The 26,711-nt window shown below is 44.8% G+C and carries 29 protein-coding genes, 1 pseudogene, 1 riboswitch and 1 other annotated feature; of the genes and pseudogenes, 18 read left to right on the top strand and 12 right to left on the bottom strand.

Annotated elements, in window-relative coordinates; genetic code table 11:
- The first annotated feature begins 142 nt into the window (after positions 1 to 142).
- Together dtd and CES82_RS07115 are read left to right on the top strand one after the other, a co-directional pair.
- On the top strand, positions 143 to 589 hold the full coding sequence (dtd, locus tag CES82_RS07120) for a D-aminoacyl-tRNA deacylase (RefSeq protein ID WP_098824887.1): 447 nt from the start codon (positions 143 to 145) through the stop codon (positions 587 to 589).
- 11 nt (positions 590 to 600) lie between these two features.
- A complete protein-coding gene (locus tag CES82_RS07115; protein WP_098824885.1) occupies positions 601 to 1,245 on the top strand; it encodes an HAD-IA family hydrolase in 645 nt (214 codons plus the stop codon).
- On the opposite strand, the gene CES82_RS07110 is transcribed toward CES82_RS07115, so the two are convergent.
- Positions 1,239 to 2,072, bottom strand: a complete 834-nt coding sequence (locus CES82_RS07110; protein WP_098824883.1) for a fructosamine kinase family protein — start codon at positions 2,070 to 2,072, stop codon at positions 1,239 to 1,241. The two genes, CES82_RS07115 and CES82_RS07110, sit on opposite strands and share 7 nt — an antisense overlap.
- A 21-nt stretch (positions 2,073 to 2,093) precedes the next feature.
- Entirely contained in the window at positions 2,094 to 2,942 is an 849-nt protein-coding gene (locus CES82_RS07105; RefSeq protein WP_098824881.1) for an N-acetylmuramoyl-L-alanine amidase family protein, read from the bottom strand.
- 367 nt (positions 2,943 to 3,309) lie between these two features.
- Between CES82_RS07105 and hisS the strand changes: the two genes are divergently transcribed.
- Entirely contained in the window at positions 3,310 to 4,596 is a 1,287-nt protein-coding gene (gene hisS, locus CES82_RS07100; protein ID WP_098824879.1) for a histidine--tRNA ligase, read from the top strand.
- A gap of 12 nt (positions 4,597 to 4,608) precedes the next feature.
- Positions 4,609 to 6,408 carry an aspartate--tRNA ligase gene (aspS, locus tag CES82_RS07095; RefSeq protein WP_098824877.1) on the top strand — a complete coding sequence of 600 codons (1,800 nt, stop codon included), beginning with the start codon at positions 4,609 to 4,611 and terminating at the stop codon, positions 6,406 to 6,408.
- A gap of 71 nt (positions 6,409 to 6,479) precedes the next feature.
- Here aspS and CES82_RS07090 read toward each other — a convergent pair whose 3' ends face one another.
- The 3 genes from CES82_RS07090 to CES82_RS07080 are packed head-to-tail and all read right to left on the bottom strand — an operon-like array spanning position 6,480 to position 9,438.
- On the bottom strand, positions 6,480 to 7,772 hold the full coding sequence (locus CES82_RS07090) for an MFS transporter (RefSeq protein ID WP_098824875.1): 1,293 nt from the start codon (positions 7,770 to 7,772) through the stop codon (positions 6,480 to 6,482).
- 30 nt (positions 7,773 to 7,802) lie between these two features.
- A complete protein-coding gene (locus CES82_RS07085) occupies positions 7,803 to 8,708 on the bottom strand; it encodes an isocitrate lyase/PEP mutase family protein (protein WP_180245691.1) in 906 nt (301 codons plus the stop codon).
- Entirely contained in the window at positions 8,695 to 9,438 is a 744-nt protein-coding gene (locus CES82_RS07080) for an isocitrate lyase/phosphoenolpyruvate mutase family protein (RefSeq protein WP_098824873.1), read from the bottom strand. Before CES82_RS07080 ends, CES82_RS07085 begins: the two co-directional genes overlap by 14 nt.
- A 68-nt stretch (positions 9,439 to 9,506) precedes the next feature.
- Positions 9,507 to 9,739 (bottom strand) — a binding site (T-box leader).
- 158 nt (positions 9,740 to 9,897) lie between these two features.
- Between CES82_RS07080 and msrA the strand changes: the two genes are divergently transcribed.
- The 6 genes from msrA to CES82_RS07050 all read left to right on the top strand — a co-directional run bounded on the left by msrA (position 9,898) and on the right by CES82_RS07050 (position 15,870).
- A complete protein-coding gene (msrA, locus tag CES82_RS07075; RefSeq protein ID WP_098824871.1) occupies positions 9,898 to 10,446 on the top strand; it encodes a peptide-methionine (S)-S-oxide reductase MsrA in 549 nt (182 codons plus the stop codon).
- A 98-nt stretch (positions 10,447 to 10,544) separates the two neighbouring features.
- Positions 10,545 to 11,420, top strand: coding sequence for a YitT family protein (locus CES82_RS07070; protein ID WP_098824869.1), 876 nt, complete (start codon positions 10,545 to 10,547; stop codon positions 11,418 to 11,420).
- Positions 11,421 to 11,709: 289 nt separating this feature from the next.
- Complete coding sequence (locus tag CES82_RS07065; protein WP_225364867.1) at positions 11,710 to 12,864, top strand: CDP-glycerol glycerophosphotransferase family protein; 1,155 nt, start codon at positions 11,710 to 11,712, stop codon at positions 12,862 to 12,864.
- A 23-nt stretch (positions 12,865 to 12,887) separates the two neighbouring features.
- Positions 12,888 to 13,694 carry an ABC transporter permease gene (locus tag CES82_RS07060; protein WP_098824867.1) on the top strand — a complete coding sequence of 269 codons (807 nt, stop codon included), beginning with the start codon at positions 12,888 to 12,890 and terminating at the stop codon, positions 13,692 to 13,694.
- Positions 13,695 to 13,723: 29 nt separating this feature from the next.
- Positions 13,724 to 14,944 carry a CDP-glycerol glycerophosphotransferase family protein gene (locus CES82_RS07055; RefSeq protein WP_098825198.1) on the top strand — a complete coding sequence of 407 codons (1,221 nt, stop codon included), beginning with the start codon at positions 13,724 to 13,726 and terminating at the stop codon, positions 14,942 to 14,944.
- Positions 14,941 to 15,870, top strand: coding sequence for a deoxyribonuclease IV (locus tag CES82_RS07050; RefSeq protein ID WP_098824866.1), 930 nt, complete (start codon positions 14,941 to 14,943; stop codon positions 15,868 to 15,870). Before CES82_RS07055 ends, CES82_RS07050 begins: the two co-directional genes overlap by 4 nt.
- Positions 15,871 to 16,102: 232 nt before the next feature.
- On the opposite strand, the gene CES82_RS07045 is transcribed toward CES82_RS07050, so the two are convergent.
- Positions 16,103 to 16,942: a pyruvate, water dikinase regulatory protein gene (locus CES82_RS07045; protein WP_098824864.1), complete on the bottom strand. Its 840-nt coding sequence runs from the start codon at positions 16,940 to 16,942 to the stop codon at positions 16,103 to 16,105.
- Positions 16,943 to 17,149: 207 nt separating this feature from the next.
- On the opposite strand from CES82_RS07045, the gene rpsU reads away from it, so the two are divergent.
- Both rpsU and CES82_RS07035 read left to right on the top strand, forming a co-directional pair.
- Positions 17,150 to 17,335, top strand: coding sequence for a 30S ribosomal protein S21 (gene rpsU / locus CES82_RS07040; RefSeq protein ID WP_054655423.1), 186 nt, complete (start codon positions 17,150 to 17,152; stop codon positions 17,333 to 17,335).
- Positions 17,336 to 17,414: 79 nt separating this feature from the next.
- Positions 17,415 to 17,861, top strand: coding sequence for a GatB/YqeY domain-containing protein (locus tag CES82_RS07035; RefSeq protein WP_098824862.1), 447 nt, complete (start codon positions 17,415 to 17,417; stop codon positions 17,859 to 17,861).
- Positions 17,862 to 17,942: 81 nt separating this feature from the next.
- On the opposite strand, the gene CES82_RS07030 is transcribed toward CES82_RS07035, so the two are convergent.
- The 4 genes from CES82_RS07030 to thiS are packed head-to-tail and all read right to left on the bottom strand — an operon-like array spanning position 17,943 to position 20,802.
- Positions 17,943 to 19,166, bottom strand: coding sequence for a M20 family metallo-hydrolase (locus CES82_RS07030; RefSeq protein ID WP_098824860.1), 1,224 nt, complete (start codon positions 19,164 to 19,166; stop codon positions 17,943 to 17,945).
- Entirely contained in the window at positions 19,163 to 19,933 is a 771-nt protein-coding gene (locus CES82_RS07025) for a thiazole synthase (RefSeq protein ID WP_098824858.1), read from the bottom strand. The genes CES82_RS07030 and CES82_RS07025 overlap by 4 nt, the downstream gene beginning before the upstream one ends.
- A gap of 13 nt (positions 19,934 to 19,946) precedes the next feature.
- Positions 19,947 to 20,588: a sulfur carrier protein ThiS adenylyltransferase ThiF gene (gene thiF / locus CES82_RS07020; protein WP_098824856.1), complete on the bottom strand. Its 642-nt coding sequence runs from the start codon at positions 20,586 to 20,588 to the stop codon at positions 19,947 to 19,949.
- Between the two features lie 13 nt (positions 20,589 to 20,601).
- A complete protein-coding gene (gene thiS, locus CES82_RS07015) occupies positions 20,602 to 20,802 on the bottom strand; it encodes a sulfur carrier protein ThiS (protein ID WP_098824854.1) in 201 nt (66 codons plus the stop codon).
- A 112-nt stretch (positions 20,803 to 20,914) separates the two neighbouring features.
- Positions 20,915 to 21,004: riboswitch (TPP riboswitch) on the bottom strand.
- A gap of 160 nt (positions 21,005 to 21,164) precedes the next feature.
- Between thiS and thiE the strand changes: the two genes are divergently transcribed.
- Positions 21,165 to 21,797 carry a thiamine phosphate synthase gene (gene thiE / locus CES82_RS07010; RefSeq protein WP_098824852.1) on the top strand — a complete coding sequence of 211 codons (633 nt, stop codon included), beginning with the start codon at positions 21,165 to 21,167 and terminating at the stop codon, positions 21,795 to 21,797.
- 70 nt (positions 21,798 to 21,867) lie between these two features.
- Here thiE and CES82_RS07005 read toward each other — a convergent pair whose 3' ends face one another.
- A complete protein-coding gene (locus CES82_RS07005) occupies positions 21,868 to 22,629 on the bottom strand; it encodes a flavodoxin family protein (RefSeq protein ID WP_098824850.1) in 762 nt (253 codons plus the stop codon).
- 208 nt (positions 22,630 to 22,837) lie between these two features.
- Between CES82_RS07005 and CES82_RS07000 the strand changes: the two genes are divergently transcribed.
- Genes CES82_RS07000 through recO form a run of 5 tightly spaced genes read left to right on the top strand, consistent with a single transcriptional unit; the run spans position 22,838 to position 26,406 of the window.
- Positions 22,838 to 23,806 carry a PhoH family protein gene (locus tag CES82_RS07000; RefSeq protein ID WP_098824848.1) on the top strand — a complete coding sequence of 323 codons (969 nt, stop codon included), beginning with the start codon at positions 22,838 to 22,840 and terminating at the stop codon, positions 23,804 to 23,806.
- A 15-nt stretch (positions 23,807 to 23,821) separates the two neighbouring features.
- Positions 23,822 to 24,307 (top strand): rRNA maturation RNase YbeY, encoded by a 486-nt coding sequence (ybeY, locus tag CES82_RS06995; protein ID WP_098824846.1) that lies wholly within the window; start codon positions 23,822 to 23,824, stop codon positions 24,305 to 24,307.
- Positions 24,291 to 24,692: a diacylglycerol kinase family protein gene (locus CES82_RS06990; RefSeq protein ID WP_098824844.1), complete on the top strand. Its 402-nt coding sequence runs from the start codon at positions 24,291 to 24,293 to the stop codon at positions 24,690 to 24,692. The genes ybeY and CES82_RS06990 overlap by 17 nt, the downstream gene beginning before the upstream one ends.
- Before the next feature lie 14 nt (positions 24,693 to 24,706).
- Positions 24,707 to 25,612, top strand: a complete 906-nt coding sequence (era, locus tag CES82_RS06985; RefSeq protein ID WP_098824841.1) for a GTPase Era — start codon at positions 24,707 to 24,709, stop codon at positions 25,610 to 25,612.
- 14 nt (positions 25,613 to 25,626) lie between these two features.
- The gene (gene recO, locus CES82_RS06980; protein ID WP_098824840.1) at positions 25,627 to 26,406 is read left to right on the top strand and encodes a DNA repair protein RecO; all 780 of its coding nucleotides are present in this window, start codon (positions 25,627 to 25,629) and stop codon (positions 26,404 to 26,406) included.
- Between the two features lie 55 nt (positions 26,407 to 26,461).
- Here the strand turns inward: recO and CES82_RS06975 are convergent.
- Positions 26,462 to 26,608: pseudogene (locus CES82_RS06975) on the bottom strand (SDR family oxidoreductase); the annotation flags it as partial.
- Between the last annotated feature and the right edge of the window lie 103 nt (positions 26,609 to 26,711).

Genomic DNA, 26,711 nt, shown 5'->3' with positions numbered 1-26,711 from the left:
TAATGAAAAAACTGTGGCAAAAATCGATAGCCATTAAGGATTTTAATTAAGGCAAGTCATCTTGTTCTGATGTCAAAATCTTCAGAACGAGAATGGTTTGTCTTAATTTGTGGAATCCTGTTATCCATAAGGAGAATTTATTTTGCGAATTGTATTGCAACGGGTGACCTCAGCGCAGGTTGCCATTGAAGAACAAGTTGTTGGTCAAATTAAGCAGGGATACTTGTTGTTATTTGGGGCAGCGGACACAGACGGCGAAGACGAAATCGATTACTATGTCCATAAGATTGCTAAACTACGGGTGTTTTCCGATGGTGCTGGCAAAATGAACCTGTCGATTCAAGATGTTGGCGGTGCTATTTTGTCCGTTTCTCAGTTTACGCTGTATGCGGACACCAAAAAGGGCAACCGGCCGAGTTTTACCAAGGCGGGTGCTCCGGATCATGCTAAGCAAATTTACGAACGGTTCAACCAAAAGCTGCGTAACGCTGGTATTCACGTGGAAACGGGTGAATTTGGCGCGGATATGCAGGTTAGTCTAGTCAACGATGGGCCAGTGACAATCATTTTTGATAGCGCGGATCTATAAGGAGAGTATGCATGAAATATCAAGCTTTTTTCTGGGACTTTGACGGCACCATTTTTGATACTTATCCCATCATGGTGCAAGCTTTCATGACGGCCTTGACCCAGCAGCAGGTTTCTGAAATTGAACTAGACGAGCAGGAAATCTACGAAACCATGCGGCAGCATTCGTTAGGGACGGCTTTGCAAAAGTTTAGTGCTGAATTCAGTATTAAGGCTGATCAGTTAGAACATGACTACCGGCAAAATGAACGTGGACGGATTGCGCAAGCTAAACCTTTTGATGGGATGGTGGCCTTGCTTCAGCGACTTGCCGATGAGGGTGGCACACATTATTTATTGACTCATCGTAACCAAAGTGCCATGCAGTTGCTGCAATCTGCAGGGATTAAAAAACTGTTCGCTGATGAAGTGACCAGTGAACAGCCTTTTCCACGGAAACCGAATCCGGCTTCGTTGAATGCTTTAATTAAACGTAATGAAGTCCAGAAAGCGTCGGCCATAATGATTGGCGATCGAACTTTGGACGTTGATGCGGGACACAATGCCGGTATTGCTGGTGCCCTGTTTGACCCAGGTCGTCTCATTGACGGTGGGCCTAGTCATCCTGAAATCAACGTGACTAATGTGATTGGATTAACGGATGCGCTGCTTCAGTAATTGCTGAGAATCCGGTCAACTGAGCCGCCATAGCTTTCGCCAAATAAATTTAGGTGGGCCATAAGGTAGTAAAGCTGATACCACGGTAATCGCTGCTGGAAACCAGGTTGCAACGGATAGGTATCGTTGTAGCCTTGGTAGAACCGGTCATCAAAGCCACCGAAAACCGTGGTCATGGCTAAATCAAATTCGCGGTCACCGTAAAGCACATCGGGATCGATTAAAGCCGGTTTGCCATCAGCAGTAAACATGACGTTGCCAAACCAAAGATCGCCGTGCAATAAACTGGGCACTGTTTCGTGAGTTTGATAATAATCTAGAATAATCTGGCAGAGCCGCTGAAGGTGGTCCTGCCTTTTTTGGTTCCAAAGGCCGTGTTCAGCGGCCCGTTTAGCCAGCACTTCTAACCGTTGATGAACGTAAAAGTCACCCCAGCTAGATTGCCAAGTATTGATCTTAGGTAATTTACCGTCAACATCATGGTCGAAGCCAAACTGGTCATTATGAATTTGATGGACGTGAGCAACCAGTTGACCCAAGTCATATTGATCACCGGTGCCAGTTTCCAGCCATGATAGGATGAGGTAGGCATCGCCATTGATTTGACCAGAAGCGATGACCTCTGGAACCAGGGCGGCTTGACCCAGTAACTTGAGCCCCTCGATTTCGTGCTGATAGAACGACTGCTCACGGTTTGGCTGTACCAATAAGAAATAGGGGTCGGTCGCTGTTTCTAATCGGTAGGCCTGATTGATGTCACCACCTGAGACTGGTGTGACGCTCTTAATTCCTTTTATCGGTAGCTGTTCAAGCCATTCATTATCCATAATAATCCATCCTTTCGTCAATTATTTGGTTTCGAAGTAAGCACTCAAACCGTTTGTCACATCTTTAGCGACCTTGTTTTGATAGGCTGGGCTTTCAATTGCTTTGAAATCTTTGTCAGTATTAATGTAACCCATCTCTAATAGTAGCGCTGGACGGAGATTGTCGCGAATCACTTCAAAGTTACCCACTTCGACACCTTTATTTTCAATGGGTAAACCAACGAGGTGCTGGTTGATCGTCCGGGCTAACTTGAGAGAAGTATTTGCATGATAGTAGTAGGTTGTAAATCCTGATCCTAGGTTGTTGCTGGGACTGGAGTCGTAATGGAAGCTAATGAAGGCATCAGCGTGATTATCCGTTGCCAGTTCTGGTCGTGCACCCAGTGAAACGTCTTGGTCACCGGTTCGTGTCATGATTACGTGAGCGCCGCGAGCAGTGAGTTGGTTACGCACTTTTTTGGCTAATTGCAGCGTATAAGTCTTCTCATCGTGTTTTTGATCGATTGAAAGCGCCCCGGAGTCACTACCGCCATGACCAGGGTCTAAAACGATCGTAGCTTCAGAAAGGTTAGTTGCCGTTTGAATTTTACCCGATTGGTTGATCAACCAGCTGGCCACCCAGCCAAATTGGTGATCATTGTAGCGCACCTTGTACCAGTTGTCCTTTTTCTGAACGATGTAAACGGCCTGTCCCTTTTTCAAAATGGCCTTTGTTTGATAGTTAATATTAGGACCCGTACGCACGTTAATGTTAGCGATTGGTGTCGTTAACCGGTCTTGACGGACGGTTTGAAAGACGGCAATGCCAAGAGTTAGTAGAATTGCAAGCGAAATAACGATTTGCTGCCAGTGTTGTTTAAGGTAGTTCAAATTGAGTTCCTCGATTAGTTTTTCTTATAATTATAGGATATTTTTGATTAAAGATACAGTCTCCGGTCAAATCGTCCTTGACTTTTAGCGGGTAACTGAGTAGTCTTATTGGTAGTTAAATAAATGAAACACCGATGAAAAAGATGAGTAAATAACCCGTGACTTTCAGAAAGTATCTGGTTGATGAAAAGATACAGCAGGCGGGAAGTTGAAGACACTTTTGAGGTGAATAAGCGATTATTCGTGTCCAACGTTATGGATGAGTTAATTTAAGGTGGTACCGTGCGAAGCACCCTTGTGAAAACAAGGGTGTTTTTTATTTTTTTCTACACCTTTAACTTCAACGAAAATCGGAAAGGAAGATACTATGCGTTATCAGCGACCAAAAGGCACTGCGGACATTTTACCCGGTGAGAGTCAGCACTGGCAGTATGTTGAGGCAGTTGCGCGTCAAGTATTCAAGAAGTATCGGTTCGAAGAAATTCGGACGCCGTTATTTGAAAATTTTGAAGTATTTTCCAGAACTTCTGGGGACACTTCAGATATCGTTACTAAAGAAATGTATGACTTTAAGGATAAGGGTGACCGGCACATTAGTTTGCGGCCAGAAGGCACAGCCGGTGTTGTTCGGGCCTTCGTGGAAAACAAGCTCTATGGTCCGGAAGTTCAAAAGCCTTTTAAGACATACTACATGGGTCAGATGTATCGTTATGAACGGCCACAGTCCGGCCGGCAACGGGAATTCCACCAAATTGGGGTGGAAGCATTTGGCTCCGATGAACCCGCGTTAGACGTGGAAGTCATTGCCATGGGTCGCGACTTGTTTAAGCACTTTGGCATTGATAATTTACGGCTAGCCATCAATACGCTAGGTGATAAGGAGTCCCGCGACAGTTATCGTCAGGCCCTGATCGATTACCTGGAACCGCACTATGATGAACTTAGCGAGGATTCTCAAGTTCGGCTGCACAAGAACCCGCTGCGGGTATTGGATAGTAAGGATGAAAAGGACAAGAAGTTTGTGGCGGATGCGCCATCAATTTTGGATTACCTGACACCTGCTGCCCAAGCTCATTTTGACCAAGTGAAAAGTCTTTTGACTGCTTTAGGCATCGACTACGTGGTTGATTCAACCATGGTTCGTGGCCTAGATTATTACAACCATACCATTTTTGAATTTATGGTTGATTCTAAGGCGCTGGGTCACGGTTACACCACGGTTTGTGCCGGTGGCCGTTACAACGGTTTGGTTGAAGAATTGGGTGGCCCAGAAGTTTCTGGTGTTGGCTTTGGCCTAGGAATGGAACGGTTGATTCTTTTGATGGAAGCTGAAGGCGTTCAGTTCCCTGAAGAACATCATTTAGATGCTTACGTGGTCGGTATTGGTGATGAAGCTAACGCCACCACCTTGCAAGTGGTTCAAGCATTGCGTTCACAGGATTATTCCGCTGATCGCGATTACTTGGCTCGCAAGCCCAAGGCACAGTTCAAGACGGCTGACCGCTTAAGCGCAGCCTACACGTTGACCGTTGGTGAAGCTGAATTAGCTGCTAAAACGATTCACGTGAAGAACATGGCTTCTGGTAATGAAGTGACAGCGCCATTGGCTGATGTGATGACTCATTTTGCTGAAGTAATTTCAAATATTGATTAAGAGGAGAATAAGATGAAGCGAACAACATACGCCGGTCTGGTGGACGAAAAATATCTTGATCAAGATGTCGTCTTAAAGGGCTGGGTTCAAAAACGCCGCGATTTAGGCGGTTTGATTTTTATTGATTTACGGGATCGTGAAGGGATCGTTCAATTAGTATTCAGCGAGGAATTCGACAAGGATGCCCTGGCTGTTGCTGATCAGTTACGGAACGAATACGTGATTGAAGTTAAGGGTCACGTGGTTCCTCGTGCTGAACACGAAGTTAACGACAAGATGCGCACGGGTAAGATTGAAGTGCGGGTCTCAGAAATCAACCTGTTGAACAAGGCTAAAAACCCGCCATTTTACATTCAAGATAATATCAACGTGTCTGATGATCTGCGGTTGAAGTACCGTTACTTAGACTTGCGTCGGCCAGAAATGCAGCGTGGGTTGATGATTCGTAACCGAATCACCCAATCAGTCCACAGCTACTTTGACTCACAAGGCTTCATCGACATTGAAACCCCTGATTTGACCAAGTCAACACCAGAAGGCGCACGGGATTACCTGGTACCTTCACGGGTTTACCCAGGTCACTTCTACGCGTTGCCACAATCACCACAATTGTTCAAGCAGTTGCTGATGGGTGCCGGCTTTGACCGTTACTACCAAATCGCGCGTTGCTTCCGTGACGAAGATTTACGTGGTGACCGTCAACCAGAATTTACCCAAATCGATATGGAGACTTCTTTCTTGGACGCTGAAGAAATTCAGGATCTGACTGAAGGCTTGATTGCTAAGGTTATGAAAGAAACCTTGGGTATTGACGTTAAATTACCATTTGATCGCTTAGATTGGGACGAATCAATGGCCCGGTTTGGGACTGACCAGCCAGATGTCCGGTTTGGCATGGAATTAAAAGACTTGGGCGACTTAGTTGATGATCTAGGCTTTAACGTCTTCAACAACGTCCTCAAAGATGGCGGCCAAGTTAAGGCGATTGCCGTTCCTGGTGGTGCTGATAAGTACTCTCGGAAGGATATCGATAAGTTCGTTGAACATATCGACCGTTTTGGCGCCAAGGGATTACCTTGGTTGAAGGTCACTGAAGATAACTTTACTGGCCCAATCGCCAAGTTCTTCAAGGATAACGCTGAATTATACAAAGCAATTACTGAACGCACTGGTGCCAAACCTGGCGACTTGCTGTTATTTGCTTGTGATTCCAGCCGTGTAGTTGCCCAAACTTTGGATTACTTACGTCGGACCATTGCTAACGAATTAGGCTTGATCGACGAATCGAAGTTTGCATTCCTCTGGGTCGTTAACTGGCCACTGTTTGACTACGATGTTGACTTGAAGCGTTGGGTTCCAGCTCATCATCCATTCACCATGCCAAAGGCTGGCGATGAACATTACTTGGACGAAGGCGAAGATCCTCACAAAGCCTATGCTCAAAGTTACGACATTATCTTAAACGGTCTGGAATTAGGTGGCGGTTCAATCCGTATTCACACCCGTGACCTGCAAATGAAGATGTTCAAGGCGTTAGGCTTTACTAAAGAACGGGCAGAAGACCAATTTGGTTATCTGCTAAATGCCTTGGATTACGGTTTTCCGCCTCATGGTGGTCTGGCTATCGGCTTGGATCGCTTTGCCCGCTTGTTAGCTAAGCGCGGTAACATTCGAGACGTGATTGCCTTCCCTAAGAACTCGAAGGCTATCGAACCATTGACTTCAGCACCGACCACGGTTTCAGACAGACAATTACAAGATTTGAGTCTGTTTGTAACTAAGGATGACGATGAAGGCAAAGAAGATAAGTAAATTTTAGTCTGAATCTTAAAAAGCTGCATTCCCGTCAATCGAGAATGCAGCTTTTTAAATGTAATCACTCATTATTTGATCGCTTTTTGATCCGTTTCTGGACCAAAGAAGGCGATGATGATGGCTGCAACAATCGCGATTGCTGCAATGCCATAGTACAAGAATGAGGGTGATGAACTGGTGATGATGAAAGCAACCAGTGTTGGCATCAAAACGTTCAATAATTTTGAGATACCATTAGCGATACCGGCACCACGGAACCGGTGGCTGGTTTCAAACAATTCGTTGGTATAGATACTAACAACGGTTGCAACCAGGATGTAAAGGGTCACCGTGAGTAAGAAGCCGTTGATGATAATGCCTAAAGTGGTGGTTTCGTAAGCGTAAGCGATACCTAACAGAGCTACGGCAATGAAACCAGGAATGATAACTTTTTTCCGACCGGCACGGTCAACTAAACCTGCACCGATGGCTGAGCCGATTGGCGCACCAATCATCATGATGGCTGAGAAGCCAATCGAACTAACGATACTGATGCCTCGTTTGAGGAGCAAAGTTGGTACCCAAGTGGTAAAGGTGTATTGGCAAAGTAGGGTAGCACTAACGGCGATGATGGCAATGAACAACCCTTTTGCGAAACTAATGTGGCTAATGATTTCATTTTTATCTTGAAGCTCGCCTTCTTCGTACAAGCCGCGAGTGGTGAGTTGCTTGATGATGGCGTTAGCTTCTTCGGTGCGACCTTTAGAAAGTAACCAACGGGGTGATTCGGGGAAATGACGACGGGCGAACCACAGGATCAAAGCGAGGATACCGATTAATAAGAACATCGAGCGCCAGCCAAACTTTGGAATCATGAAGGTGGCAATCAGCAGGGTAATGGGGGCACCACTGTTAGCAACGATGGCGGTCATACCTGACCAGTGACCACGGCGCTTGATCGGGGCGAATTCATTGACGATGGCGTAACTGGTAACAATTTCTGCACCCAGACCAGTTGCGGCTAGAAAACGGAAAATGGTCAGGATAATGATGTTCGGTGCAAAGGTTGAAAGTAGGGTGAAAACTCCAAATAAGAGGAGGTTATATTGATAAGACTTCTTCCGGCCGTAAAAGTCGCCGATATAACCAGCCAGCAGGGATCCTAAGAAGAGACCCAGAAAGCCGCTTGAGAGAAACATCGAGCCCTGTTGGATACTCGCAAATCCGGAGCTGGTAATGGCGCCGTTAATCGCGCCTGCTATATAAACGTCGGCGGCATCTAACATGATGCCGGCACCCGCTAAACCGAAAACTTTATAGAATAGTGGGGTTTCTTTTGCTGTGTTGAGTTGGGTTTCTAGATTCATTGCAGATGCTTCCATTGGCGGTTCCTCCTATTATTATGAATACTGTTAGTCAGTCATGAATTGCGCCATCTTTTCTGGTGCGTACATGGCGTCTCTAGCATTGACTTTATCTAAGCCAACAAACTCGTTGAATTTGGGGAAAGTGATCATGTGATCTTTGTAAGCTTTAGTGGTGCCATCCCGTTGCAACGTTTTAACTAGTTGCTCTTCGGCGTAGGTTTGCGTGTACGTCATAGCGTTGGGGTGAACCACGATGTTGAAACCGAGTCGTTCCAGATCTTCCGTTTTTGTCAGCGGGGTCTTGCCATCCTCGATCATGTTGGCCATCATTGGCGTATCAGGAAAGGCTTCGTGGATTTTTTCCAATTCCTCACTGCTTTGTGGAGCTTCAATAAAGATCAGGTCCGCGCCAGCTGCCTTGTAGCGCCTGCTACGTTCAATAGCGTCATCTAACCCGTAAACGGCGCGAGCGTCAGTCCGTGACATGATCAAGAAATCATCGTGTTTTCGGGCAGCCTTGGCAGCTTTGATTTTAGCTTCAAGTACTTCAGTCGGTTCCACCTTTTTGCCATCCATGTGACCGCAACGTTTTGGCCAAACTTGATCTTCAATGAAGATGCCGGCAGCACCAATGGCTTCATAACATTCCACGGTTCGTTTGACGTTATCTAAATCACCGTAGCCGGTGTCTGCGTCGGCGAAAACGGGAATGTCGACGGCGTTAATAATTTCTCGGCAACGCTCAAGGGCGAAGCCAAAGTCGCTGATGCCACGATCTGGCATGGCTAAGGCTGATGCGCTGGTGGCATAACCAGCGCTAAAGACGGCTTTGGCGCCACAAGATTGAGCAATTTTAGCAGCTAGGGCATCTGGCGCAACCATCATTCGGACAATGTGGCCACTCATAACATCGGTTTTAAATTGTTGACGCATGCGATCATTTTTCAGCATATGCGATCGCTCCTTTCTTTAATTCAGTGAGTGCTTGCTGGCGAGCCTGCTGCGCTTGACGTGCCAGGCAGCCAGTATCTAGCCAAGCGGTGATACCAGAGTTATGCGGGGTATTCGGTGTCCAAGTTGCGATGGTAGGTAACTCTGGCGTTGCGGCGATAATGGTATTTAACTGGTCATCAGTGTAGTGGTCGATGATAATGGCATCAGCACCAATGTTGGCTAGATAATGGATACGCTGTAAAATGCCCTTGGTACCGTAATCCCAGATACCCTCTAACTTGATCCATAACTCGGTGGCGTCGTTTTCTAAACCATCTTGGGCAGCTTTGGCTTTCCCAAGTAAGTCAGCGGGGGTGGTAGTGGTCGGCCGGTTAAGTGAATGTGAGGGATAAGTCTGATCATTTAAGATGATGGTATCCGCACCCGAACGTTCCAACTCTTGAGCTGCGTAGTAGGTGTTCAGTGGACTACCAAAGCCGGATTGCAGATCGTATATGAGCGGTGACGTTTTTTTGAGCTGCATGTCACGGCAAAACTTGGCGTATTCCGATAGGGTCAATAACCCCTGATTGTTTTCAGCCAAGAGGGTCTGGGTGGTTAACGTCCCATCCAAAAAGATTGCGGGAAAGCTTGATTGGCTTAATAAAGTCATGGTTTGGCCATCGCCAGCCGCCGGGATAATCGGTTGGTCCATGGAAGTAAGTGTGTGAATCAAAGATGCTGTCATATAGCATTCCTCCTGATCAGATAGTAAATTAAAATAAAATGAGAAAAGCGCCCTTCGAAGTTAAATCTTCGAAGGGCGCTTTACAATGCGCGGTACCACCTTGTCGTCGTTACATAAGTAACCTTAGCGAGCACGATCAAATCGTATTCGCTGGCCTTGATAACGGGGGCACCCAGTAGACACTCAAACATCGCATCTACAGCTCAAAGCCTACTTTCAACTTGTCTCACTACCTGCTTGCACCAAACGCAGACTCTCTAAAAATGAGAAAAAGTTTACTCTTGCTCGTCATTGCTTTAATCATTTTTTAATTTAAGGGTATCTTACCCGTTATTTTATTATTTGTAAAGTACCAATTTAAAATTAAATTTGGACTTGCTAACTTGATAGTGTGCGATTTACTTGTTTCCTACTACTAAGTGCTTTATACTTGTTTCATTAAATTTAGAGGTGAAATAAATGAGTGAACAAACGAAACATTTTGAGACCGCAATTTTTGCCGGTGGCTGTTTCTGGTGCATGGTGAAGCCATTTGACACCCAGCTGGGAATTGAAAAAGTGGTTTCTGGTTATACTGGCGGTCACGTGGCCAATCCCACGTATGAACAGGTTAAAAGTCACACCACGGGACATACGGAAGCCGTTAAAATCACCTTTGATCCTGAAGTGATATCATACGAGAAACTGGTTCAAATTTATTGGCAGCAGACTGATCCAACGGATGCTATGGGGCAGTTCCAGGATCGCGGGGATAATTACCGGCCAGTAATTTTTGTTAAGGATGACTATCAACGGCAGATTGCTGAGAAGTCTCGTCAAGCTTTGATAGACAGCAATCAGTTTGACGACCCAATCGTCACTCAAATTGAGGACGCGAAACCTTTCTATGAAGCAGAAGAAGAACACCAAGAATTTTACCGCAAGAATCCTGAACGTTTTGCCATGGAAGAAGCGGGAGGACGGAAAAAATTTGTTAATCAGCATTGGCAAAAATCAGAAACTAAATGAACTAGTTCTTAGAAAATGAAAAGAATGCTGTGCGGTAGGAAAAGGTATGCTATGCTAAGATACTGATAGTAACCTACGATTGGATAAGAGGGTTTGTTATGGATGATGTACAGCGTTTAGTCAAACGCCATCAATCAATTGGGAAAATTTCTACTGCATTTATATACGGCATTTTGGTTTCAATAGCCATGAACTTCTTCTGGACACCGGGACACATTTATTCCTCTGGAATTACCGGGTTAGCCCAAATTGTGACCACGTTAACCGAACGGCACCTGACGTTTGTAATTTCCACGGCAGTGGGGCTGTTTTTACTGAACGTGCCATTGTTCGTGCTAGCTTGGCGGCAAATTAGTCATAATTTCACTATGTACACGGTGATCACGGTCTTTCTGGCCAGTTTAATGATTAAAATGCTGCATCCGGTTCATTTGACTACTGATCCGATTATTTGCGCGTTATTTGGTGGCGCTGTGAACGGCTTCGGGACTGGTTTAGCTCTGAAAAACGGGATCTCAACCGGTGGGCTGGATATTTTAGGCATTGTAATCCGCCGTAAGACAGGGCGTTCTATTGGAACCATTAACATTGCCTTTAATTCACTGATCATTTTAGCGGCCGGGTTCCTGTATGGCTGGCCTCACGCGTTTTATTCCGCTATTGGGTTAGTGGTCAACGCCAGAGTCATGGACATGACGTATACTCGTCAGCAGTTAATGCAGGTCATGATCATTACGGACCGGCCGAAAACGGTGATTGATTCTATTCAAAATCATATTCGGCGTGGAATCACGATTGTCCACGATGCGGAAGGTGCGTATCATCACGACACGAAAACCATCCTGTTCACCGTTATCTCGCGTTATGAAATGTCCGATTTAGAGGAAGCTATGGACGAAGCTGATTCTAGTGCTTTTGTCAGTGTTTCAGAAATTTATAAAGTTTTGGGTCATTTTTATGAACCGAAGTTGTGAGAGAGTGTGACACAGCTCGGCGAATTCTAGGATCTAACGTGAATAATGCCTATTCCGGTGAACGTTGCGGGAATAGGCATTATTTACGTTTTTAACCGTTTTGAACTTAAGAAATCAGTGGCAGATCACGGCAAAGTAGATTGATGTCATGCCCGTTCTTGGACAAATTCTTAAATTCTCATAAAAGCCAGTTACTTAAAATATGAATGTGGTATAATACCATGTTGTGCGTTGCGACGCCGGTTGTTCGGTGGCGTAACACAGGAAAAAATAGAATTGGTGGTCTGCTGTGAAAGTCATTTATATTTGGCTGGTCCGGTTGATATCTGTGCTGAACTTCTTTAAGCGAAGCAGGGTTCATTCAGTTATTTACCTGATGAGTTTCGGCAATAATTTGAAGTTTATACTAGCTCTGGCTGATAAATTACCTGAAGATCAGCAGTTGGTCGTGTTTTATCGACCTGACGTTGAGGTAGAAGCAACACAACTCGCAGCTTACGGTGTGAAAGTGATCCCGTTTCGTGATAACTTGCATTTTGTTTTTACGGGGATTCCGGTGATCATGTCTTCACGGCTGATTTTCTGCGATAATTATTATGCGTTTTTAGGCGGGTTATTGCATCCGCGTCATGCCAAGATCGTTCAGCTATGGCATGCTAATGGGGCTATCAAGCGTTTTGGCTGGGGCGATCCCAAAACCAGTCACCGCTCGAAAGCTGATCAGCGTCGTTTCCAGCGAGTGTACGATCAGTTTGATGACTACGTAGTGGCGTCAGACGCCATGGGCACCGTTTTTCAGGACAGTTATCGCGTGCCGCGGTCACGGATGAAGCTCATGGGTTACCCGCGGTCTGACCGGTTCTTTTCAACTAAGTGGCAACAGGGCGCGCTGAATCGAATCAACCGGTTAGCTCCAGGGCTGACCAAGCATCGGGTGATTTTATACGCACCGACGTATCGGGATTCGATGACGTTTGAATTGACGCCAGAACTGAAAGACGCACTGGTGGCAGATCCGAACGCGGTGGTAGTGATTAAGCTTCACCCGTTGCTGCAAAAGTACGAACAGCGCTTCAGTCAATCGACGACGCATCAAGTCCGCTTTTATCCGCAGCTGTCAACCACAGATCTGCTGATGGTAACGGAGACGTTGATCACTGACTATTCGTCCATTGCTTTCGATTATAGTTTGCTGCCACACGCTCATAGCCTGCTTTTCTATATGTCTGATTTAGAAGAATACCAGCAAAACCCTGGCATTCAACCCCACTTTTTAAAGTGGTTACCGTCAGCACCTTTGCGGACGCCATCTGAACTAAAGGCAGCTATTTTAGCTGATAGTCAAACTGATTTTACCAGGTTTAACCATCATTGGAATACCTATAATGATGGTCATGCGACCCAACGGGTTGTGGAATATTACTGTCACTATTTAGCAAAATAAGTGGCGTAAAGGAGTGTTAACCTTTGAAAGAGGTCGTAACCTTATTTAAGGAACAATTTGAGAGTTTAGGTATGATTTTCCGGATTTCAAAATACGAAGATCGTGCCAGTTATCAAAGCCATTATTTGGGCTTAGTTTGGGAGTACTTATACCCACTGATTCAGATCTGTATTTACTGGCTAGTGTTCGGTGTTGGCCTTAAGCACGGTCAAAGCAGCGGTGTTGATTACTTACCATGGATGGTTATCGGAATCACTCCTTGGTTCTTCATGAACCGGGCGACGTTGGATGCGTCTAAGAGTATCTATCAACGTGTCAGCATGGTTTCTAAGATGAAGTTTCCGGTTTCTGCCTTGCCATCGATTAAGATCGTGTCGAATTTAAGTTCGTTTTGGACGATGTTAGTGGTGTCAATCGTGGTTGGGTTGATTTACGGTATCCGACCAAGCATTTACTGGATTGAATGGATCTACTACTTCTTCTGCATGATCATGTTCTTGATTGCCTTTGGGATTTTTAACTCAGCAGTGTCAATCTTGATTCGGGACTATCACGTGTTGTTGCAGTCAGTAATGCGGATGTTGTTCTATATTTCTGGTGTGCTGTTTAACTTCGAAACCGGCAGTTTTCCACCAGTTGTCACCCGACTTTTACAGTTGAACCCGTTCTTCTACGTGGTTTCTGGTTTCCGGGAAGCCATGTTAGGGCAAGGCTGGTTCTGGCAGCGGCCGACGTTGACCATTGAGTTCTGGCTAATTGTTTTGTTCTTCTTATTAGTCGGCTCACACTTGCACTACAAGTTCCGTTCACGTTTCGTTGACTTAATTTAGTAAATAAACAAGGAGGAATTACGGTGAAAATGGCTGGACTTAAAAATCAAGTCGTCAAAGGTCTAAAAATCGTGATTCGCTATGGACTCATCGTTTTAAACGATGGGTTTATTTGTATCCCGGCAAAAAAAGATCTGATCATGTTTGAAAGTTTTAATGGTAACGATGTTAACGATAATCCGGCAGCAATTTATCACCAGCTGGTTGCTGATCGTCCGGAGTTAAAAAAGACCGCTTATTTTGGGGTTAAACCACGTCGCTATCGTGAGTTGCACGCGAAGTACCCAGATATTCAGTTAGTGAAACGGTTTTCGTTTAAATGGGTTTGGCTCATGGCTCATGCTGGTTTTTGGGTCTTGAATTCCAGACTGCCAAACTGGTGGTGCAAGAATAAAGGGACGGTTTACATTCAAACCTGGCATGGTACACCATTGAAGCATTTAGGTGTGGACATTGAGCACGTTGCGATTCCGGGGACGAAAACGGCGGACTACTATCGTCAGTTTACTCGTGAAGCTGCGCGTTGGGACTATCTGATTGCGCCAAATGACTATTCTAAGCAAATTTTTCGGTCGGCCTTTCAGTTTCACAATCAGTTTTTGGATATTGGTTATCCCAGAAACGATGTGCTGTATCGTCAAAATACGCCAGCAGCGATTCAACAGTTGAAGCAGCGATTAGTGGGTGATGCCAACGCAACCGTCATTACTTACGCACCGACTTGGCGGGATGATGATGCCATTCAAACCGGCCAGTATCACTTTGAACTGCCGTTTAGCCTGCAACGCTTTTTTGAACAGGTTGAGGACAATACTGTGTTGGTGTTGAGACCACACTATTTGGTGAAGGATCACATTGATATTAAGGGGTTTGAGGATCGGGTAAAAATCATTGCGGATGAGGATATTGCTAATCTTTATTTGATTACCGATTTGATGATTACCGATTATTCCTCAGTCATGTTTGATTTCGCCAACCTCAACCGGCCAATGTTGTTTTATGCCTATGATTTAGAGCATTATCGCGATCAGCTGAGAGGGTTTTACTTTAATTACCAAGCTGAGATTCCCGGACCATTGGCCACTACTGAAGCGGACTTTGATGCGTACGTGGCTCAGTTTGCTAAACAGGGGGACTTTCCTGACTACCGTTCCCAATTGGCTGGCTTTAACGCGAAATATTGTGAGTGGGAAGATGGGGCAGCTTCGCAGAAAGTTGCCGAAGTGATTTTAGGGGGAATTAAAAAATGACGTTATTAATTGGTTCACACGTAAGTATGAAGGGCAAAGAGATGCTGCTTGGTTCAGCCAAAGAAGCGGCAAGTTATGGTGAAAATGTGTTCATGGTTTATACCGGAGCACCGCAAAATACGCGTCGCAAGCCCATTGATGAACTGAACATTGAGGCCGGTCACGCCTTTATGAAGGATCACGGGCTACAGCAAATCGTAGTTCACGCGCCATACGTCGTTAATTTAGGGAACACGGTTAAACCTGAAAATTATCCCTTTGCCGTTCAATTTCTGCGAGAAGAGGTTAAACGGGCAGAAGCCATTGGTGCAACTCAGATTGTCCTCCATCCGGGTGCCCACGTTGGCGCGGGACCGGAAGCGGCCATTGCACAAATTGCCAAGGGCTTAAACGAAATTATTGAACCGGATCAAAAGGTCAAAATCGCGCTGGAAACCATGGCTGGCAAGGGGACTGAAGTGGGAATTACCTTCGAACAGTTAGCGTCAATTATCGATCAGGTGACCGACAATGATAAGCTTTCCGTTTGTTTCGATACCTGTCACACCAGTGATGCTGGATATGACATTAAAAATGACTTTGATGGTGTACTGAAACAGTTTGACGATGTTATCGGCCTGGATCGTTTGCAGGTCATTCATTTGAATGATTCAAAGAATCCTCAAGGCAGTCACAAAGACCGTCATGAATTATTGGGTAACGGGACCATTGGCTTTGATGCTTTGAACGCTGTTGCGCATCACCCAAGCTTGGAAAACGTCCCCAAGGTGATGGAAACACCATGGGTGGCCGTTGACAAGAAGCATAAATTTGCGCCATATGGCTACGAGGTAGAGATGCTAAAGCGACAGGTCTTCAATCCAAATATTGAGGCGGACGTGTTGGCTCAAAAACCGTTTGATACCAGTCTTAGTTTTGACGATTAAGAGAGTGTGACACAACTCGATAGATTCCAGAATTTAACGCAAAAAAACGTATTCCGTCGAACTTTGTCGGAATACGTTTTGTGTTAAATGGCCGGAATCTGAGTTGTGGCGCAGGTTCAGACTAGATTAAAGTATTGAACAAAAGCAAACTTTAAATTGTCTTTAAGTTAAGAAACCAAATGAAATTTTTATCAATATAGACTGATGTCACAACTTCTTTATTGAAGAATAGTTAATCTTTGATGGTATCAACTTCTGCAGGTTCAAGATTCAAATTTTCCAGAATAAGCGTCGCGGTTTCCTCGATGGACTTATTTGACACATTGATCACTAGGCAACCAATCTTCTTATAAATTTCGTCAGCGTATTTAAGCTCTGCCTTAATTTTTTCCGTGTCTGAATAGGCACTTTCAGCTGGTAAGCCATACGAGATCATGCGTTGCTGGCGAATCCGCCGTAAAACTTTGGGACTGTTAGTTAAGCCAATAATCTTAGCAGGATCGACTTTCCATAATTCGTCAGGCAGTTGTGAGGTTGGCGATAGCGGTAAGTTGGCCACTTTAATCCCACGATTTGCCAAGAAAAGTGATAATGGTGTTTTGGAAGTCCGCGAAACGCCGAGAATGACAATATCGGCTTTCAGCAGACCTGTGGGATCTTTACCGTCATCATAGGCCACAGCGAATTCCATGGCACCGATACGATCAAAGTAGGTGTCCGTCAAACTGTGATTAATGCTTGGGATGGATGCAGGCTTAACACCGGTTCTGTCGGTTAAAGCTTTGATGGCTGGTTGAAGGCAATCAAAGGCTTGCAGGTGATTCTCCTCCGTAAAGTGCGAAATCTGTTCACTTAAGGTAGGGGTAACCAGTGTATAGTAAAGGACGGCTTTTTTACGCGCAGCCATTTTTAAAATACCAGTTAGAATCGACTCCGTTTGAATGAAAGGAAAGCGCTGATACTTAACTTGGATGTCGGGAAATTGTGCTACTGCAGTTTGAGCAACAGTTAACGCCGTTTCACCGGATGAATCTGAGATAATGAAGATATCGATATCTGAATTTTCAGCCATAATAAAGCCCCCGTTAATTTCGATTTAGTCTAATTTTAGCACAGGTGCGAACTTGCAGATGATATTTGAATTTCTATGATAAAACTTAATTGAAATGATTGACGTTCGGCCATTAGGTAGGTATAATTAAAAGGAACTATTGGAAAGGGCTTCTTTTGTTGTTCATTTTCAATCGGTTACTATTAGAGCTCGGAGGGAGGGATTTACATGACAAAGACAGTCGTTCGCAAAAACGAGTCTCTTGACGATGCTCTTCGGCGCTTCAAACGAACCGTTTCAAAAAGCGGTACTTTACAAGAATACCGTAAACGTGAGTTTTATGAAAAGCCAAGCGTTAAAAAGAAATTAAAATCAGAAGCAGCAAGAAAACGCAAGAACAAGAAGCGTTTCTAAGTTGCAGCGGGGCTCCTGTTTAACAGGAGTCTTTTTTTGAGATTTGAACCAATTAATGAATATTAGGAGGTTTTTTGACATGTCATTATCAGACACGCTTACAGAAGATTTAAAAACAGCTATGAAGGCTCGTGACAAAGTTGCTTTGAGTGTTATTCGGATGATCAAAGCAGCTTTAACCAACGAACGGGTTAAGCTGGGCCATGATTTAAGCGATGACGAGGAGTTAACGGTACTTTCCCGTGAACTTAAGCAACGGAAGGAATCTCGCCAAGAATTTGCTGATGCAGGCCGTCAGGATTTAGTTGACGGTTTGGATGCTGAGATCAAGCTGGTGGAGAAATATGCACCAAAGCAACTGAGCGATGACGAAGTTAAGCAAATCGTCACTGATACGGTTAGTGAAGTTGGTGCCAGTTCAATGGCTGACTTCGGTAAAGTGATGGGCGCTGTCATGCCTAAACTTAAGGGTAAAGCTGATGGTAGTCTTGTTAACAAGACTGTAAAATCACTGTTAAGTAAATAATTTGACTCCAAAAAGGGACTGAGTAGCTGTGTAGACGGCTGCTCAGTCCCTTTTTTAATTAATCGGAAAGTGTTTTAATCGCTAGTATGCCTGGGCTTGCAGACTAGCCATTAGTAATGCAATGCCGGCCTTTAAATCAGCTGGCTGGGTAAATTCATTGGGTGCGTGACTGATCCCGCCTTCACTGGGAACAAAAATCATCGTCGTGGGTGACACTTGATTCACGACGTAACTATCATGACCAGCACCGGAAGTCATGACCCGTGACGTGAGTCCTAATTGCTGTGCAATCAACTCATTTTGTGAAAGCAGGGTTGTATCAAACGTTGCTGGTGAATCTTTGACGTAACGTTTGAAGTGAACTTTGATTTGTGAATCTGCTAACTGATGTTCGGTGGTATTGATAGACTGTTCAAATACATCTAAGACATGGTCATCGGCGTGACGAGCATCGATTGTAAACGTTACGGTGCCTGGAATCACGTTTGATGTATTAGGGGAAACGTTTAGCTGACCCACGGTAAAGGTTAAATTGTCGCTCAATTGGTGAGCATGCTGATTTAAGGATGAGATCATAGTCACTGCGGCTTGAAGTGCATCGTGCCGCTCGTTCATCGGGGTAGTTCCAGCGTGATTTGACTCGCCTTGAACCGTGACCGTCCAACGACGCTGACCAACGATGCCAGAAACTAAGCCAATCTGGTCGTGACTAGTGATCAGTCTGGGGCCCTGCTCAATATGCAATTCGGTAAAGCTAGCTGGAATCGCTGGTCGTTTAGCAATAACGTTAGGCAGTGACTGCAGTTGCTTGACAGCTTGGCTGCGAGCTTGTTCAAAACTAATCCCGTCAGCATCGGTTAAGGCCGTCACTGATTGGTGAAGGGCGTAGTATTTAGAACCGCTGAAAGTGATGTTGAAACGGCTACCTTCTTCTTCGCTAAAGGAAATGAGGCGCAATGTGTGCTGCGGTGTTCCCAGACGATTTTTCAGTGCGTTAATGGCTTGAAGACCGCCGAGCACGCCGTATAAGCCATCGTATTTACCGCCATCAATGACGGTATCCATGTGCGAACCAGTCGCAATCACTTGATCATCTTTACCAGGTAAATCTAAATAAACGTTACCGTAGTTATCCACCATGACGGTGAGACCAATTTGCTGACCGAATCGTATCAAGGCTGACTGTGCTGCTATCCAGTTGGGTGAATAGACCAAACGATTTTGGCCAACCGTGTGATTCGAAAGCTGAATGATTTGCTGAAATCGGCGTTCAAAAGTCAGCCACTCATTAGTTTCACGAATCATTTGCTTAAGCCAGTGAGGGGTGATGACGCCACGGCACCGCGTTCAATAATCCGGCCAGGACCAGCTAGATAAGCTTTTCGGCCAGCTTCCACACCGAGACGAAAGGCTTCTGCCATGAGTGGAATGTTTTGCGCAGTGGCCATAGACGTATTAGCCATGATGGCGTCGGCACCCATTTCCATCGCTTCAGCTGCTTCGCTAGGACGGCCAATCCCGGCATCAATAATCACCGGAACATCAATTTCATCGATCAAGATTTGAATCAGATCTTTGGTTGCTAAGCCTTTGTTGGTGCCGATTGGGGCAGCTAAAGGCATCACCGTAGCAGCTCCGGCATCCACTAACTGGCGAGCAACGTTTAGATCGGGCAGAACGTAGGGCATGACGATGAATCCTTCGTTAGCAAGTACTTCCGTGGCCTTGACGGTTTCGTTGTTGTCTGGCATCAAGTATTTTTTATCCGGAACAACTTCCAGTTTAATAAAGTTACTGCCACTAAGTTCGCGGGCTAAACGGGCGGTACGAATGGCTTCTTCAGCGTTGGTTGAGCCTGAAGTGTTTGGTAAAATGGTGATCCCTTCAGGAATGTAGTTGAGAATGTTTTCTTCCGCTGAATCCGTCCGGCGTAACGCCATGGTGATGATTTGCGCCTTAGCCTGGTTGATGGCTGAATCAATCAGATCGTAAGAATATTTACCGGATCCGAGAATAAAACGTGAGGTGAACGTGTGACCACCAATGGTGAGTAAATCTGCATCTTCTGCCATAAAGAATTTCCTCCTAAATATTGGTTTCTCCTAAAATTAAACGGGTAATCATATTTGCTTCGTGACCCGCCGCAATCATGACTCGCGGTGCCATGAGGCCTTCTGCACCAGCAGTCGTGCCATCACCAGCGATGTAGAGATTAGGGCGAACTTGTTTGGTGACGATGGAATTAGAACTGTGCGTACCAGCCATCCCGGTAGCCATAACCATGGGCTTATCGGGGAAAAATTCACTGGCGGCGTCTAATAACATGGCTTTGGCGCTCGGATTATCAAAGGCTTCACAGATAATGTCAGCATCGGCAAAGAGTTCAGCTACGTTGTCATGGTCCACTTTTTGAACCAGCGTATCGATGGTGACGAAGGGGTTGAATTCTTGCAAGTTTTGTTTGAGCGCGGTCACTTTATCCATACCTACTTGGCTGAGTTTAAACTGCTGCCGGTTTAAATTACTCAGTTCAACTTGGTCGAAATCAATCAACGTTAAATGACCGACACCGATTCGCGCTAACGCAATGGCAATGTTGGAGCCTAAACCGCCAGCACCAGCAATGGTAACGTGTGCCGCGGTTAAACGGTCGGTGGAATCGGCCACGTTACGGTCTTTCATTCCTTGGTAAACATCCTGAATGGCCATTTCTTGAATGGTTGGCATATGCAATCCCCCTTTAGCGTCCGCCGCCGACAAACGAAATCAGTTCCAGTTTGTCATTTGGTTTGATCAACGTCTGCTCGTATTCGGGGCGGTGGATGATCGTCCCATTTAATTCCACGACAATGTTGTCGATGGGTGCTTCACGTTGTTGTAAAAATGTGAGTAGGTTTTTGCCAGCAGCTTCCGCTAATGGCTCGCCGTTTACAGTAACCATAAAAAAGCCCCTTTCCGTTTGTCTACGAGGAAGGGGTTACATCAAGTCGATTTATCAAGGCGCACCTGCACGAAAAAAGACCTTTCATGCAGGAAGGTCTTTGGACTGATAAATTCAGTAAAAGTTGTCTTCCTTCGGTAGTACAAACTACATCAGGTTCGATGGGTTTAATCTCAGCCAATTGGCACCCCAGACGAACTAACGTTATTTAATTTTTAGTTTGAGTCAGTCAAACGACTCATTGGTTATATTTATAAGCTAGAACGTTGTGGAAGTCAAGCAAGAATATTCACGTGACAACCGCGAAAATTTTCGGTAGACTGTTGGCGAGAATTAAAAGTTTGGTTAATCTGGAGGCCATTATGAAGATCAGTAAGCGACCACTGTATTTAGTTACCGATGCGTTAAATTATTCTGAAGAAGCGTTTCTGAACCGAATCGACGCTGCATGTCAGGGTGGGGTAGACCTCGTTCAATTACGTGAAAAAGAATTGACTAGTTTACAGTATTTCCAACGGGCATATGCAGTTAAACAGATTACGGATAAATACCACGTTCCACTGTTGATTGATGACCGCCTAGATATAGCACAGGCAGTGAAAGCGGCAGGGGTGCACCTAGGTCAAAAAGATTTACCCGTTGACGTGGCACGACAGATATTAGGACCGGATGCCATCATTGGCGCAACCACCAAAACGCTGAATCAAGCTCAGTTAGCGGTTGAACAGGGCGCTGATTATCTGGGAGTGGGCGCAATTTTCCCTACGACTACCCATGTTGAAACCGTTCGAACCAGTGTTGATACGTTGAAGGCTATCAAGCAAGCAGTAGATATTCCGGTGTATGCGATTGGGGGCTTAAATGCCGAGAATGTGGAAACGGTAAAACCAGCTGGCGTTGATGGTGTGGCAGTTGTCTCAGCAATTATGAAAGCTGCTGATCCTTTAAAGGCAACTGAAGAACTCCATCGAAAGGTTATTGAAGTGACAAATTAAAAAGCACCCATACTAAAATAGGTGCCTATTTGTAATATACAATTTTGACTATTGCTGTATACAATATCTATTAGCGACGCCGATGTTTCACAACGGTAAAGAAATGTAAAATACTGGCCAGCAACACAAAGAAAATCACCACGAAACTGACGTAGACCAGCCAAAATTCACTAGCAGAAATCAAGTGAAATAAAAACTGGATACCCATCGTTAAAAAGGCCATAACAGCAACCATGCAGAATAGTTCAATATAACGTTTCAATGTATTGTCATCTCGTTTCGGTTTAGTGATTAATTTGCTGCCCAATCGTTTGCACGCTGCTAGTTTGGCAGCCGGAACCTGCTTCATAAACAGGGTGCCTGGCAGGACTAATTCGTTGATCTTAATGAGACCTGCCGCAGACATAATTTTATCAATGGTACGAAAAGTGTTATCTGTAATACCAGAGACAAAGTTTTCAACTGTTCCGGCATAACAGCTGGTGATGCTTAGATAATGTTTGTTTTTGAATCGGTCTGGGTGCGTGCCCCCTTTGTGATCAAAACGCACCAGTCGACCGCGCATACAGTCTAGAAAATCTTTCAATTTACCGGCTAGGCCACCCCAATATGTTGGTGCAGCGAGTACCCAGACGTCACTTTCTAACAGTTTGTCAGTGAGCTGATCTAAGACCGGGTCGCGGTGTTCCCCTTGATCAGGGTGGAATGCATAATCCTCCAAGTAAATGGTCTCCGTGACGTGGGGTGCTGGTACACTGTTTAAAACGGTGTTCAGCATGGTGGCGGTCAAGCCATCTTGCTTGTGAGCCCCAAGAATCCCAAGTATTTTCAAAATATCCCCTCCTATTCTAAGCAATATCATAACTCAAAGATGCTATATTTGGAGTGGTAATTTTGTTATAAGCTGATAAATAAAACACTGCATTTTAATTTAAAAACAATGGGCTAATCGCTTATGTAACACTTGTTCGAGCTTTTCTGTTTGCTTTGTCGTATAATAGTCTAAGAAATCTATTTTAATGTAAAGGAGTCAATATTTTTTGGCTGACAATACGCAAACTGAAAAAGAATATATCTTAGCAAATCCGGAGCAGGGAGTGGCTATTTTGGGTGCGCAGGATCAGTTCGTTTCGCTCTTAGAAGAGGGGCTAAACGTGACGATTCATCCATTTGGAAATTCCATTAAAGTTGCCGGTGAGCCGTTTCAGGTTCAAAAAGGCATGGACATTTTGAAAAATATGGATAAGCTGATCCAACAAGGTATTCAGCTGAATAGTGCTGATGTGGTCAGTGCGATGAAGATGGCGGATAAGGGTACCTTGGAATACTTCTTGGATCTGTACACTGAAACCTTGATCAAGGATGCTAAGGGCCGTGCTGTTCGGGTTAAGAACTACGGTCAACGGCAGTACGTTGATGCCATTAAACACAACGATATCACCTTTGGCGTTGGTCCTGCCGGTACGGGTAAAACCTACTTGGCTGTGGTCATGGCGATTGCTGCTTTGAAGCGCGGCGACGTGGAGAAGATCATTTTGACCCGTCCTGCCGTTGAAGCAGGTGAGAGTCTGGGCTTTTTGCCAGGTGACCTAAAGGATAAGGTTGATCCTTATCTGCGGCCAATCTATGATGCTTTGTACGCCATTCTTGGCGCGGAGCATACCAATCGATTAATGGAACGCGGTGTGATTGAGATTGCACCGTTAGCCTACATGCGTGGCCGAACCTTAGATGGCGCTTTTGTGATTTTGGATGAAGCCCAAAACACCACCAACATGCAGATGAAGATGTTCTTGACCCGGTTGGGCTTTGGCTCCAAGATGATCGTTAATGGTGACATTACTCAGATCGATTTACCACGCCACAGTCAAAGCGGACTGGTGCAGGCAACCGGTATTTTGAAGCACGTGAACCATATTGATTTTGTACAATTCACGGCCGATGATGTGGTCAGACACCCAGTAGTTGCGGCAATCATTAATGCCTATGAAGCAGTTGAAAATAAATAAGGACGAGTATAAAAAATGGATTTAGAAATTTACGATGAAACTAAAAACGGTGTTCCAGAAGAACATGTTCAGCTAGTTAAGGATGTGCTGGAATACGCTGGCAAGTACATTAAGCTTAAAGAAAATACCGAAATGTCGGTTACGTTTGTGAATAACGATCGGATTCAAGAAATCAACCGCGAATATCGTGGCGTTGATCGGGCAACGGACGTCATCAGCTTCGCCATTGAAGACAGTGCTGAAGATGATGAATTTCCAATCGTGATGGACGAAGAATTGGAAGAGGAGATTCCAGAAAACATTGGCGATATTTTTGTATCCGTCGATAAAGTGGGCGAGCAAGCCGAATACCTGGAACACTCTTACGAACGTGAGCTGGGCTTCTTAGTTGTTCATGGTTTTCTCCATCTTAATGGTTACGACCACATGGAGCCGGAAGACGAAAAAGTGATGTTTAAACTGCAAAGGGATATACTCGACGCTTATGGGCTTAAACGATAAACAAGTTAATAAAAATCGCAATTTTTTCCAGTCGCTGATTCACGCTTTGGATGGCATATACAGTCTGGTGTCCACGGAGCGCAATTTTCGTAAACACATTAGCTTTGCTGTCATCGCTGTTATCATGGGGATTTGGTTACATTTGACGACCTATGAGTGGCTTTGGATCACCTTAGCCATTTTCGTGGTGGTCGTGGCTGAAGTCTTGAATACCGTCGTGGAATCAATTGTTGATTTAATCGTTGGTCGTAAGTACCATGATGAGGCTAAAAAAGCGAAGGACGTTGCTGCCGGCGGCGTTTTGATTGCGGCCTTTTTTGCGGTGGTGATTGGCTGTTTGATTTTTATTCCAGAACTGTTGCAGGAATTTCACGTTCATTTATAGGAGGAAGAATTATTTTGGATAACCCAAATTATCGAAGTGGTTTCGTAGCCATTGTTGGTCGACCAAACGTTGGTAAATCAACCTTGCTTAACCGAGTAGTGGGTCAAAAAGTGGCAATCATGTCTGATAAGCCGCAAACCACCCGTAACAAGATTCAGGGAATCTACACTACGGATGATGCTCAGATCGTTTTTATTGATACACCAGGGATTCACAAACCTAAGAGTGAATTAGGGGACTATATGATGAAGTCAGCCTTGTCTTCCCTTAACGAAGTAGACGCTGTAATCATGATGGTCAATGCGGAACAACGTCGTGGCGCTGGTGATAACTTTATTATTGACCGTCTGAAAACCGTTAAAAAACCGGTTTATTTAGTTGTTAATAAGATTGATCAAATTACCCCGGACGATTTATTAGTCGTCATCGATCAGTACAAAGATGCTTTAGACTGGCAAGAAGTACTGCCGATCTCTGCTTTGGAAGGTAACAACGTTGAAGAACTGCTGAGTGAGTTAGTTGGCAAGTTACCTCATGGGCCACAGTATTACCCGGATGATCAGGTGACCGATCACCCAGAACGGTTCGTGGTTTCTGAACTGATCCGTGAAAAAATCTTCCAGTTGACCCGTCAGGAAATTCCCCATTCAGTTGCAGTGGTCGTTGACAAAATGAGTCGCCAAAACGAACAGAAAATCCATGTTCAGGCAACCATCATCGTTGACCGGCCAACGCAAAAGGGCATTTTGATTGGTAAGGGCGGCTCCATGTTAAAGAAGATTGGGACACTGGCTCGCCAGGATATTGAGAACCTGTTGGGTGATAAGGTTTACCTTGAGCTTTGGGTGAAGGTCGTTCCGGGCTGGCGTGACAAGTCTTCAGCGCTACAATCATATGGGTACCGTAAAGACGATTATTAGAGTGTGGTGATACAATGGCCGGACAACTCATGAATTTTCATGGCATTGTCATGTATCAAAAGGCGTATCGTGAACGAGATATGCTGATTAAATTTTTTACTGAAGAAGCTGGTAAGCGGATGTTCTTCATTCGCGGTGCCAAAAAACGTGGCTTTAAGATGACGGCGGACTTGTTGCCATTTACTTACGGCGTGTACGCTGGCGATATTCGGGAACCGGGCCTGTCGTTTATTAATGCGGCCAAGGATACCGAGAACTTCACTAATATCGCTCAGGATATTTCTAAGAATGCCTATGCCACGTATATGATGTCGTTATTAGATATGGCAATTCCTGATAACCAACCGCTTGGTGGCTGGTATCAACGGCTTTTTCACGGTCTGTCTTTAATTAATGATGGACTGGATGAAGCCATCATTACCAACATCTTCGAAGTCCAAATGATGAGTTTGTTTGGGGTAGAACCCAACTTAAGGCAGTGCGTGATTTGTGGTCGCACGGATCTGCCCTTTGATTATTCTGAATCTTATGGTGGGCTGTTGTGTCAAGCACATTGGCATTTAGACCCTAACCGGTTAGATTTAGATCAGCGAACCATTTATTATTTGCGGCAGTTTTCAGCCGTAGATTTAACCAAACTCAAAACCATTAGTGTCCACGAAGAAACGAAGCAGCACTTACGTCGAGCGCTGGATATGATTTATTCAGATACTATTGGGGTTTATCCCAAGGCCAAACGCTTCTTGGATCAGATGATGAAGTGGCAACCGTTAGATAAACCAAAAAATGAGTAAAGTAAACGCCCGCAATTAACGTGATTGCGGGCGTTTTTTTGATGTCACTTTTGAATTATTGGGCTAAAAAGCCGCCATCAATGACGAATTCAGACCCGGTTGCAAACTCTGATTCATCAGCTGCTAAGTAGACTAATAGATTAGCAATGTCTTTAGGCTGGCCCATCCGTTTAATCGGGGCTCTTTGACAACTGTTGTTGGTAAATTTATTAAATCAGTTCTAATCACTATTTCGTGATTAGGACTTTTTTAGTCTTAATACGCAAGGTATAAAGTACTCTTGCCCTAAACTTACGGAAGCTTTT

Origin of the sequence: Secundilactobacillus silagincola (assembly GCF_002583405.1) — a bacterium.
GTDB classification, from domain to species: Bacteria; Bacillota; Bacilli; order Lactobacillales; family Lactobacillaceae; genus Secundilactobacillus; species Secundilactobacillus silagincola.
This window is presented reverse-complemented; position numbering and strand designations above follow the sequence as displayed.

Excerpts from the sequence above, each read along its gene's own strand:
- CES82_RS07050 (WP_098824866.1), top strand. The coding sequence starts at position 14,941 with ATGACGTTATTAATTGGTTCACACGTAAGTATGAAGGGCAAAGAGATG.
- CES82_RS07045 (WP_098824864.1), bottom strand. The coding sequence starts at position 16,942 with ATGGCTGAAAATTCAGATATCGATATCTTCATTATCTCAGATTCATCC.
- thiF (WP_098824856.1), bottom strand. The coding sequence starts at position 20,588 with ATGCCAACCATTCAAGAAATGGCCATTCAGGATGTTTACCAAGGAATG.
- thiS (WP_098824854.1), bottom strand. The coding sequence starts at position 20,802 with ATGGTTACTGTAAACGGCGAGCCATTAGCGGAAGCTGCTGGCAAAAAC.
- aspS (WP_098824877.1), top strand. The coding sequence starts at position 4,609 with ATGAAGCGAACAACATACGCCGGTCTGGTGGACGAAAAATATCTTGAT.
- CES82_RS07055 (WP_098825198.1), top strand. The coding sequence starts at position 13,724 with ATGGCTGGACTTAAAAATCAAGTCGTCAAAGGTCTAAAAATCGTGATT.
- CES82_RS07085 (WP_180245691.1), bottom strand. The coding sequence starts at position 8,708 with ATGCTGAAAAATGATCGCATGCGTCAACAATTTAAAACCGATGTTATG.
- CES82_RS07080 (WP_098824873.1), bottom strand. The coding sequence starts at position 9,438 with ATGACAGCATCTTTGATTCACACACTTACTTCCATGGACCAACCGATT.
- CES82_RS07090 (WP_098824875.1), bottom strand. The coding sequence starts at position 7,772 with ATGGAAGCATCTGCAATGAATCTAGAAACCCAACTCAACACAGCAAAA.
- msrA (WP_098824871.1), top strand. The coding sequence starts at position 9,898 with ATGAGTGAACAAACGAAACATTTTGAGACCGCAATTTTTGCCGGTGGC.
- hisS (WP_098824879.1), top strand. The coding sequence starts at position 3,310 with ATGCGTTATCAGCGACCAAAAGGCACTGCGGACATTTTACCCGGTGAG.
- CES82_RS07070 (WP_098824869.1), top strand. The coding sequence starts at position 10,545 with ATGGATGATGTACAGCGTTTAGTCAAACGCCATCAATCAATTGGGAAA.
- CES82_RS06990 (WP_098824844.1), top strand. The coding sequence starts at position 24,291 with ATGGGCTTAAACGATAAACAAGTTAATAAAAATCGCAATTTTTTCCAG.
- ybeY (WP_098824846.1), top strand. The coding sequence starts at position 23,822 with ATGGATTTAGAAATTTACGATGAAACTAAAAACGGTGTTCCAGAAGAA.
- thiE (WP_098824852.1), top strand. The coding sequence starts at position 21,165 with ATGAAGATCAGTAAGCGACCACTGTATTTAGTTACCGATGCGTTAAAT.
- rpsU (WP_054655423.1), top strand. The coding sequence starts at position 17,150 with ATGACAAAGACAGTCGTTCGCAAAAACGAGTCTCTTGACGATGCTCTT.
- recO (WP_098824840.1), top strand. The coding sequence starts at position 25,627 with ATGGCCGGACAACTCATGAATTTTCATGGCATTGTCATGTATCAAAAG.
- CES82_RS07115 (WP_098824885.1), top strand. The coding sequence starts at position 601 with ATGAAATATCAAGCTTTTTTCTGGGACTTTGACGGCACCATTTTTGAT.
- CES82_RS07030 (WP_098824860.1), bottom strand. The coding sequence starts at position 19,166 with ATGATTCGTGAAACTAATGAGTGGCTGACTTTTGAACGCCGATTTCAG.
- CES82_RS07110 (WP_098824883.1), bottom strand. The coding sequence starts at position 2,072 with ATGGATAATGAATGGCTTGAACAGCTACCGATAAAAGGAATTAAGAGC.
- CES82_RS07025 (WP_098824858.1), bottom strand. The coding sequence starts at position 19,933 with ATGGCAGAAGATGCAGATTTACTCACCATTGGTGGTCACACGTTCACC.
- CES82_RS07035 (WP_098824862.1), top strand. The coding sequence starts at position 17,415 with ATGTCATTATCAGACACGCTTACAGAAGATTTAAAAACAGCTATGAAG.